9 protein-coding genes are annotated in these 8,913 nt (G+C 61.7%); 3 read left to right on the top strand and 6 right to left on the bottom strand.

Features of this window, described 5'->3' with window-relative positions; translation table 11 throughout:
- Nucleotides 1-242: 242 nt before the first annotated feature.
- From L8F45_RS26720 to L8F45_RS26695, 6 genes are all read right to left on the bottom strand, one after another.
- On the bottom strand, nt 243-659 hold the full coding sequence (locus tag L8F45_RS26720; protein WP_342363800.1) for a VOC family protein: 417 nt from the start codon (nt 657-659) through the stop codon (nt 243-245).
- 11 nt (nt 660-670) lie between these two features.
- A complete protein-coding gene (locus tag L8F45_RS26715; RefSeq protein ID WP_342363799.1) occupies nt 671-1,816 on the bottom strand; it encodes an FAD-dependent oxidoreductase in 1,146 nt (381 codons plus the stop codon).
- Nucleotides 1,817-1,837: 21 nt separating this feature from the next.
- Nucleotides 1,838-2,560, bottom strand: coding sequence for an ABC transporter permease (locus L8F45_RS26710; RefSeq protein ID WP_342363958.1), 723 nt, complete (start codon nt 2,558-2,560; stop codon nt 1,838-1,840).
- A 46-nt stretch (nt 2,561-2,606) separates the two neighbouring features.
- Nucleotides 2,607-3,590, bottom strand: a complete 984-nt coding sequence (locus L8F45_RS26705; protein ID WP_342363798.1) for an ABC transporter substrate-binding protein — start codon at nt 3,588-3,590, stop codon at nt 2,607-2,609.
- A 34-nt stretch (nt 3,591-3,624) separates the two neighbouring features.
- A complete protein-coding gene (locus tag L8F45_RS26700; protein WP_425330056.1) occupies nt 3,625-4,359 on the bottom strand; it encodes an ABC transporter ATP-binding protein in 735 nt (244 codons plus the stop codon).
- An 89-nt stretch (nt 4,360-4,448) separates the two neighbouring features.
- A complete protein-coding gene (locus L8F45_RS26695; RefSeq protein ID WP_342363796.1) occupies nt 4,449-5,348 on the bottom strand; it encodes an alpha/beta hydrolase in 900 nt (299 codons plus the stop codon).
- Between the two features lie 125 nt (nt 5,349-5,473).
- Between L8F45_RS26695 and L8F45_RS26690 the strand changes: the two genes are divergently transcribed.
- The 3 genes from L8F45_RS26690 to L8F45_RS26680 all read left to right on the top strand — a co-directional run bounded on the left by L8F45_RS26690 (nt 5,474) and on the right by L8F45_RS26680 (nt 8,844).
- A complete protein-coding gene (locus tag L8F45_RS26690; RefSeq protein ID WP_342363795.1) occupies nt 5,474-6,385 on the top strand; it encodes a LysR family transcriptional regulator in 912 nt (303 codons plus the stop codon).
- A gap of 375 nt (nt 6,386-6,760) precedes the next feature.
- Complete coding sequence (locus L8F45_RS26685; RefSeq protein ID WP_342363794.1) at nt 6,761-7,948, top strand: ABC transporter substrate-binding protein; 1,188 nt, start codon at nt 6,761-6,763, stop codon at nt 7,946-7,948.
- Nucleotides 7,949-7,971: 23 nt separating this feature from the next.
- Complete coding sequence (locus tag L8F45_RS26680) at nt 7,972-8,844, top strand: branched-chain amino acid ABC transporter permease (RefSeq protein ID WP_342363793.1); 873 nt, start codon at nt 7,972-7,974, stop codon at nt 8,842-8,844.
- Nucleotides 8,845-8,913 lie beyond the last annotated feature (69 nt).

The following is an 8,913-nucleotide window of genomic DNA, read 5'->3' as shown; positions in this document are numbered from 1 at the left end:
GGGTTATCTCGCGAAGCAGGAAATCATGGTTCGCAGCGCCGCCTTGTTTGACTGAGGCGTGTTGAAAGGAGCAGCGCCCACTCTGCTTCCCGGCAGGGCGTACATGTCGGCTTCGCCTCCGGTGCGATCGGCCGCCATTCCGCCGACGGGCGTGGAAGGCGCGATCTCACCGAGCTGTCGCCCCATCATGTGACGGCGCTAAGCAGCCGTTCGACTTTTCTCCGCAACCGGGCCTTCTTCCGTTACGAGCGCTTCTGGATATAGCCGTCCGTGCCAATCCAGCCATGATGGGAGATGTCAAAGATCACGCCGTCCGGATCCTTGAACTTGCGTTCGAAATTGCCCTTACGCTCATCGCCGAGGTCGAAGAAGAACGTGCCGCCGGCGCTCTCGATCTTTCGCTGCGTCTCAGCGAGGTCATCGACCTGAAAGCCGAAATGGTTCGGCCCCACGAAACCCTTGGCGTCCTTAAGCCCCGAACCCTTCTCTCCGGCGAAATTCAGGAGCGCAAGATTGATGACGCCATCGCTCATATAGATCGCGGAGCCGATCTCGATTGTCTCCCGTCCCACCTCCTTCAGCTCGAAAACCTGCTCATAGAAAGTCTTCGATTTTTCGAGATCGCCGACGCAAATGGCGAAATGACGCAAGCGGGCCATATCGTACTCCTTCAAGATACGGGAGGCGCCAAAGCGCCGGTGGGATGATGCCGCGCCGTGCGCATGCGCATTTCGCCAAGCATGGCCGAACGGCCGGCCAACGAGAAGAACAGGCGTTGCAGCGGCGCGGGCCATGTGGTCGGCAAGCCAAAAAAGACGGACATGCGCTGGGTATGTTCGGTCAGAGGCCGCTCAGCCCGCTCCCACGCCGCAAGCCCCGATGCGACATCGCGCGTATGTTCGAGATGCACAGCAAGAGCTAACGCGTTCATCATCGCGCAACCGCCGCCCTGGCCGAGATTGGGAGGCAGCGCATGCGCCGCATCGCCGAGGATTGCGACGCAGCCCGCCGACCAACTCTTCAACTTGATGATTTCAAAGCGATCGTAACGCCCGCGCGCGCCTATCCGATCAATCAAGGGCGCGAGATGCGGAAAAGCCGCACGCCACAGCGGGACGTCGACGGGCGTCGATTTTGCTCCCGCATCGCGGTCAAGCATGGTAAGCGCGACATAGATCTCGTCGTCGCTACATGGGGTGTAGAGGATGCGCCGGCTATCGGACCAGTACTCGATCGTCGTTCCCGTATCGCCTCGCGCGCGCTCCTCATCCGTTTTGTCGAGGAGCACGCGGATCGCGCCATCGGGCATCGCTTTGCGCTTCGCCACAAGCCCGAGGCTGTCGCGGATTCTCGAATTGACGCCGTCAGCTCCGACGATCAGATCGGCCGTCTCGCGCCGACCGTCCGCGAACAGCACTTCGCCGCCGGCGGTCGCGCTTACCGCCTCCGAGTCTGTGATGATTTCGGCGCCGGATTTTCGCGCGGCGTCCGCGAGCGCGTTGATAAGGCGTTGGCGCACGACGCAGACGACGCGCCCAACCTTGTTCCAGTGATGGACTGAAACAGTGCGGTTCGTCTTGTCCCGCACCTCGCGGATCTGCGCGATGGATGCGCCTTTCACCGCGCCTTCGAATGCTCCCAGCGCTTCAAGCACGCGCAGGCCGTTCTCGTAGATATAAATCCCGGCGCCGGTCGTGCGCAGCTCGGTCCCGCGCTCGTGAACGCGAGCGCGCCAACCTCGCTGCGCAAGCGCGCAGGCCAACGCCAGGCCCGCGAAGCCGCCGCCAATGATCTCCGCGCGTCGCCCCGTCGTCATAGCCGCGCCCTGCGCATCGTCTCAGACATAGTGCAGCACACGCTTCTCAACGAGGCCGACAAGCCAGTAGAGCGTCACGCCGATCACCGTGAGAAGAACGATCGCATTGAACACCATCGCGGTGTTCGACTGGCCCTCGCCATAGGTGATGAGAAATCCCAGTCCGACGTTTCCGCCGACGAGTTCGCCAACGGTCACGCCGATAACCGCCAGCGTCGCGCCGATGCGCAGTCCAGCCATCAAAGCCGGCATCGACAGGGGAAACAGGATCTTCCAGAAACACTGCCAGCCGCCCATGCTATAAGCCCGCGCAAGATTGATCAGGTCGCGGTCGGCGACGCGAACTGATTGCACGACATTAACGAGAATTGGAAAGAACACGACGAGCACCGTTGTCAGGAGTTTCGGCCAGAAGGTGTAGCCGAACCACATGATGAACAGCGGCGCGAATGCGACTTTGGGCGCAATCTGCATGGCGAGGATGTAGGGCGAAAGCACGCTCTCCCAGAATTTTGACAGGCCGAGCAGATAGCCGGCCGTTGCGCCAAACAATCCGCCCAGAACGAAACCAAGAGCCGCCGTCCATGCGGTCGAGAAGAAATGCCGCCAAAGATTCTCTCGCGTCGCCATGCGCTGGAATTCGGCCGCCATGTCGGTGATCGTTGGAATGATGAATTTCGGCACGCCAAGCGCTGGCGGCAGGAATTGCCAGATCGCAAGAACCAGAGCGGCGACGACGCACATCGCGAGCGCGCGGATCGGACCCGCGCTGCGGCCGAGATCAGATTGATCAGCGCCCGATGAATTCATTGGTGAACATGTCCGATGCTTTGGCCGCCTGCGGCAGAATGCCTGCCTTCACGTAGAAGTCAGCCATGGTCTGGACTCGCGCGGCGTCGAAAGTCCCGAGCTCGGCCTCCTTGGTGCGATAGACCAACCGGCCGTAGCGCCTGAAGATGTCGGCGATCGAGGCTTCCTTGCCGGCATGTTGCGTGACGGCGGCCACATACTCCTTGGCCATCTCGTCCGGGTTGGCTTCGATGTCGCGCACCGCCTTGAGCGTCGCGCGGACAAACTTGCGGATGGTGTCGGGCCGCTTCCTGATTGTATCTTCCGAGGCGACGATCGCCTGCGCCATTCCCGGAAAGAACTCGGTGATGAGATAGACATCGACCGGAACGCCCGCCGCTTCGATCGCAGCAGTGGATTCAGGCACGGCGGAGATCGCCTGGAGGTCGCCTGATATCATAAGCTGCACGACGCCGGCGGGGCCGACCGCCTGGATCGATACGTCATCGCGCGTCAGCCCGACTGTCGCGAGCGCGCCCTGCAGGTTGTAGAAGCCGTTATCCTGAAATCCAAGCACGCCGACTTTCTTGCCCTTCAGGTCTGCGAGCTTCTTCACATTGGCGTCCTTGCGCACGACGATCTGGTAGAGAGCGCCATTGCCAAGCTGTGCGACAGCTTTCACCGGAAGGCCGTTCGCACGCACCACCATCACCGTGTCCACCGTTGCGCCGCCGATCTCGACGTTATTCAGCGCGACTTGCTTGGACACGTCTGCGCCGCCCTTGCCCACCTGGAAGTCGACGTCGAGGTCCTCCGCCTTATAGTAGCCTTTGGCGCGAGCGAGATGGAATGGCGCGAACGCCGGCAGGAAATCCGGCGCCGGGAAGAGATAGGTCAGCTTGTCCGCGGCGTATACAGGAGACGCAGCGGCTGCAAAGGCGCCCAGCGAGAATGCGCCGAGCGTGCGGCGAGACAGCTTGGTCATATCCAGGTCCTTTCAAAGTCAGGGACGGGGCCTCTCATGCGAACCGCTCGTCCAACTTCATCAGATCAAAGAGATGGGCGATGTAGTCATTCGCGCGCGCATGCACGCGCCGCGCCAGTGGATCGGCGCGATCCGGCAGATCCAGCGTGATCTCCTCGACGATGCGGCCGGGACGATCGCTGAGCACGATGATGCGATCAGACATGCAGACCGCCTCGGTGAGATCATGGGTGATCAGCACAGTGGTGACGCCGGAGGCGCCGATCGTGCCGGCGAAACTCTTCTGCAGAATCAGTTTGGTTTGCGCATCCAGCGCGGAGAAAGGTTCGTCCAGCAGGATCACATCAGGTTCGATGGCGAGCGTGCGCGCAAGCGCCGCCCGTTGGCGCATGCCGCCGGAAAGCTGCCGCGGATAATGATCGGCGAACGCTTCAAGTCGACAGCGCGCCAGTTCGCGCATGGCGCGCTCGCGGCGTTGCGCCGCGCTCACCGGGCGCGCCTCCAATCCGAACTCGACATTGCGGCGGATCGTGCGCCACGGCAGCAGCAGGTCTTTCTGCAGCATGAAGCCGACATTGAGGCTGGGCCCGTCGATGGAGGCGCCGCGCAACCGCACCAGTCCGGCTGATGGGCGGTCAAGGCCCGCAATCAGCGACAGGATCGTGCTCTTGCCCGAACCGGAAGGGCCCACAATGGAAACGAATTCCCCGGGATAGACGCCGAAGGTCAATTCCTCGATTGCGGTCAGCGATCCGAAACGCTTGGTCACGCCTTGCAGCTCAAGCATCGGAGCGGATGCGTTGGCTTCTCCTCGCGGGATCGCGGCTGCCCCGGAGCGCCTCCCCTCGCCCCACATGATCAAACAGGGTCCTTGAGCCGTTGCGCGAGGCGCGCTGCAGCTTGATGCGGCAGGCTTCCTGGCAAACCCAGAGCTTCATTGATGGCGAAATGGTCAAGCGCCGGCGCGAGAATCAGCTCCGACTTGCGGCCAGCGGCGTTGAGCGAACGGGAGAAGCTTTGCGCCTGCCTGATGAATTCCGGACTCTCATATTCGCCATAGACCAGCGTCACCGGACAATTGATGCGTGACGCATGCCGCGACGGGCTAAGGCGCTCGGCTTCTCCCGCGGTCAGCTCGATGTAAGACCGTCGCGCGCTGAGCAGCACCGGCCCAAGATCATACGCCCCGCTGACGCAAAGCGCCGCCTTGATGAAGTCGGCCGGACATCCCAGTCGCGGCCAATCGAACGTCAGCATGACGGCGGCGAGATGCGCGCCCGAGGAATGGCCCGACAGAAGAATGGAGTCGGGATCGCCGCCAAACTCCGCCACATGTCGGTGAACCCAGACAAGCGCCCGCGCAATCTGGTCCGCCATGTCAGTCATGCGACAGGCCGGAAGATTGGTGAAATCGATCGCGACGAAATGCGCTCCCATGGCGGTCATCGCAGGCGCGAGAAACGATGCGTCATGCTTGGACTGGATGCGCCAGGCGCCGCCATGGATATGCACATGCACCGGCGCGCCTGCGACGTTACAGGGGAAGATGTCGAGCGTTTCGTCAGGGCCATCGCCGTAGCGAACGTCCGCCCGCATCGGAAGCGTTGCGCGGATCCGGTCGCCCGCCTCGCGACATCGCGCCATCGTCTGCTCGGCGTTGGCCGCCCAGGCGCGCTGATCATAAGCTTTATCGAGCGCCGCCTGGTCATAATCGAGAAAGACGGCGCGCGTCGCAGCCTTTGACGCAGCATCCGTCATGGCTGGTTCGCCATCATCAATTGTACGTCGCCAAACGTCACGGCGTGGCCCTCGCACGGGGAGAATAGGCGCCGCCACGGGCGTATGGCCATTGCTTTTGCGTTGCAAAGTCATAACCATTGAGCATGACTTTCAACCAGCGCGAACTTGCAGCCTTTCTTGCCGTGGCTCGATCCGGAGGGGTGGGAGCCGCCGCACGGACCTTGTCCCTGACGCAGCCCGCCATCACTCGCAGCCTGAAGCGCCTTGAACAGCAGCTTGGAGTCGCGCTTTTCGTTCGCCATTCCACCGGAATGGAGATGACGCCCTTTGGACGGGCTCTCGCGCCTTATGCGGAAATGCTGGAGTCGGAGACGCAGCGCGTCGTCGAGGAGATCAGAGTCCTGAACGGCGCCGCCGCCGGCCTGGCGCGAATTGGAATCGTGCCCAGCGTGTCAGCGAACTTGCTCCCGCTCGCAATTGAACGCGTGCTGGCCGCCTCGCCTGGCGTGCAAGTCCGGGTCATCGAGACGACCGGCGACCAGCTCACGTCTTCACTGATCAGAGGGGAGATCGACTTTGCAATCATCGGATTGCCGAGCGATCCCGTCGACGAGCACGTGTTGGCGAGCCCTCTTATGGAAGACGAGATTTGCATCATCGCCCGCGCGAAGCATCCACTGACGGAAGATAGGCGGCTGCGGCTGCCTGCGTTGAGAGAGTCGGCTTGGGCGATGCCTGAGAAAGGCAACGTCATCCGCGAAGGATTTGACGCAATATTCCGTCGCGCCAAACTTCAGGCTCCGAAGGTCGCCGTCACGACCAACTCCGTTCACGCGCTGAAATCAATCGCGGCATCGACCAACTTTCTGACGATGCTTGCAAGGGTCTCGATCCAGATGGAAGAGCAGGCAGGCATTCTCGCGCCTCTGCCTCTTGCCGAAGGCCGCTGGCGGCGACAGCTCGGCGTCTTGCGGCGCGGCGGCGGCCTGATGCTGCCGGCCGCCGCCCTCCTCCTGTCCGAGATCAAGCGCGCCGCTGCCTCGCTGCGCCCATAGCCAGTGATAGCGCCTGGAAAGCCTTTCAGAGGGCCAACTTCAATACTCCGATCTGCGCTGCGCTATAAGCGGTCATTCAAGCCGCAACCCGGCAGCGGACGTTCCTGCCTTGCGCACCGCAAGCGATTATTGGCGCGCGATACTCGCGGGGCGCCAGGGGCGTTTTTGGGCCAGGCGACGCGGTCGCCGCGCCGGCCATAAAATTTCGCTATGGCGGCAGAATGCAGTTGTGGTTCCTTCGTCAGCTACGCGCGGCCTAGGCTTTTTTTATCGGGAGGGAGACCCGAATTAGCCGGAACGGTTGGGGATCACGAGGCCATTCCGGCCACACTTTATCGAATGCGATCGTGGACCCGCTCAGGGAACGGAGTCGACATGACCAAGATCATCCGCCGAAGCTTCACGCTCGGCCTCGCGGCAGCGACGCCGCTCTTCGGCCTGCACGCCATCAACATATCAGCCGCTGCGCAAGAGAGCGGGATTCGCGTCGGCATTGTCGCTCCGATGAGTGGGCCGAACGCGCGCTACGGCGCATTTTCACTGCGAGGCGCTCAGCTTGCCGCCAAGGAAATCAATGAAGCAGGCGGCGTTGACGGCAAGAAGATTCAGATATTTTCGGCCGACAGCCAGGGCACGCCCGTTGAAGGCGTTTCGGCGACGCGCCGCCTGATCAGCCAGGACAAGGTCGATTTTGTGATCGGCGACGTCTCATCATCGGTTACGCTTGCCATGCAGCCCGTCGTCGAAGACGCCGGCGTGCTCCTGATCAACGCCGCCTCGTCAAATCCAAAGATTACTTACGCCGCCGGCGCCGGCGGATTCAAATGGAGCTTCCGAAACTATCCGACCGACGAAAACCGCGCTCTCGTCGTCGCCCAGTATGCGGCGGAGAAACGCGGCTTTACAAAGTTCGCCGTGCTCTCCGTTGACAGCGATTATGGGCGGGCCGCGATCGATTTCACCAAAAAGTATTTGCCCCGTTTCAAGGGCCAGATCCTGACCGAAGACTACTACAAGGAAGGCGAGGTCGACTTCCGCAGCGTGCTCGCAAAGATTCGAGACTCCGGCGCGCAGGCGATCATCATGTACGGGCTGGCGGACACGACGCCGATCGTCGCGCGGCAGATGACGGAAGTTGGGCTCGCCGGCAAGATTCCGCTGATTGGCAACGGCGAATTCAACACCGAGAGCACGATCAAGTCCGCGCCGAAGGCGATGGAGGGAGCCGTTGAGGCGGCCGCCTGGCTCCCCGCCTACGACAGCGCAAAGAGCAAGGCCTTCGTCGCCAAGTTCACCGGCGAATACCGCGAGGCTCCCAACAATCACGCCTATGTGCATTGGGAGACGCTTCATCTGCTCGCCAAGGCCGTAGAAGCCGCAAAGAGCGCCGACCGCGCCAAGGTCCGGGACGCGCTGAAGGCCATCAAGTATGACAGCGCTGTTGGAGAAGTCGCTTTCGACGATCACAATCAGGCGAAGCTGCCGATGATTCTCCTGCAGATCGAAAACGGAAAGCCCGCAATCAAGGGCGCCTTCTACGCAGACATCGACTATCCACGCTGACCGCCGCCGACGAGGACGTCCCCGTGCTGTTCCAGATTTCCGAGCAGATCGTGAACGGCCTTGTCACCGGCTCGGTCTACGCCGTCGTCGCTGTCGGCATGACCATGATCTTCGGCGTGCTGCGGGCGATCAACTTCGCCCACGGCGAATATTATATGATTGGAACATTCGGCGCCTGGGTGGCGATCGAATATTTCGACCTGCCCTATCCGCTCTCAATCGTAGCCGGCGTCATCGCCACCGCTCTCGTCGCCACCTTTATCGGGCAATTCGTGATGCGCCGGATGGTCGGCATGTCGGCTGAAGCCGGCGTGCTCGCGACGCTCGGAATCTCGCTGATCCTGCAAAATGCGGTCATTCTGATATTCGGCGGCGGCTACAAGTTTTTCAATGGCGGCTATATCGAGCCGGTGACGATTTTCGGCGTCTCGCTCGCCGAGCAGCGCGTGCTGATCCTGATCATATGTCTGATCGTCTTCGTCGGCCTCGAGTTGATGGTGACGTACAGCCGGATCGGCAAAGCGATGCGCGCTGTCTCGCAGAACATCGAATGCTGCGCCGTCGTGGGAATCGAAGTCCGCAAGGTCGTCGTGATGACCTTCGTGCTCGGCGCAGCGCTGGCGGCGCTGTCAGGCGCTCTTACTGCGCCGGTCAATGTGAGCGTCTATGGCGGGATCGGCGAGTTGATCACCTTCAAGACGCTTCCCATCATCATTATGGGCGGTCTGGGCAATGTGCGAGGGACTTTCTTCGCCGCGATGATACTTGGCGTCGCCGAGAGCCTGGTCGCCACCTACGTCGGGCTTCAGTTCCGCGACACGGTCGGGTTTGCGACGCTGATGGCGGTTCTGATGTGGCGCCCGCACGGTCTGTTTTCAGCGCAAGCGCGCTACTAGAGCATGGCGCGAAAAAGTGGAAACCGGTTTTTCGCAAAAGCCATGCTCTAAACTTTTGGAATCGATCAC

The organism is Terrirubrum flagellatum, assembly GCF_022059845.1.
Taxonomy (GTDB): Bacteria; Pseudomonadota; Alphaproteobacteria; order Rhizobiales; family Beijerinckiaceae; genus Terrirubrum; species Terrirubrum flagellatum.
This window is presented reverse-complemented; position numbering and strand designations above follow the sequence as displayed.

Excerpts from the sequence above, each read along its gene's own strand:
- L8F45_RS26695 (WP_342363796.1), bottom strand. The coding sequence starts at position 5,348 with ATGACGGATGCTGCGTCAAAGGCTGCGACGCGCGCCGTCTTTCTCGAT.
- L8F45_RS26685 (WP_342363794.1), top strand. The coding sequence starts at position 6,761 with ATGACCAAGATCATCCGCCGAAGCTTCACGCTCGGCCTCGCGGCAGCG.
- L8F45_RS26705 (WP_342363798.1), bottom strand. The coding sequence starts at position 3,590 with ATGACCAAGCTGTCTCGCCGCACGCTCGGCGCATTCTCGCTGGGCGCC.
- L8F45_RS26720 (WP_342363800.1), bottom strand. The coding sequence starts at position 659 with ATGGCCCGCTTGCGTCATTTCGCCATTTGCGTCGGCGATCTCGAAAAA.
- L8F45_RS26690 (WP_342363795.1), top strand. The coding sequence starts at position 5,474 with ATGACTTTCAACCAGCGCGAACTTGCAGCCTTTCTTGCCGTGGCTCGA.
- L8F45_RS26715 (WP_342363799.1), bottom strand. The coding sequence starts at position 1,816 with ATGACGACGGGGCGACGCGCGGAGATCATTGGCGGCGGCTTCGCGGGC.
- L8F45_RS26710 (WP_342363958.1), bottom strand. The coding sequence starts at position 2,560 with ATGTGCGTCGTCGCCGCTCTGGTTCTTGCGATCTGGCAATTCCTGCCG.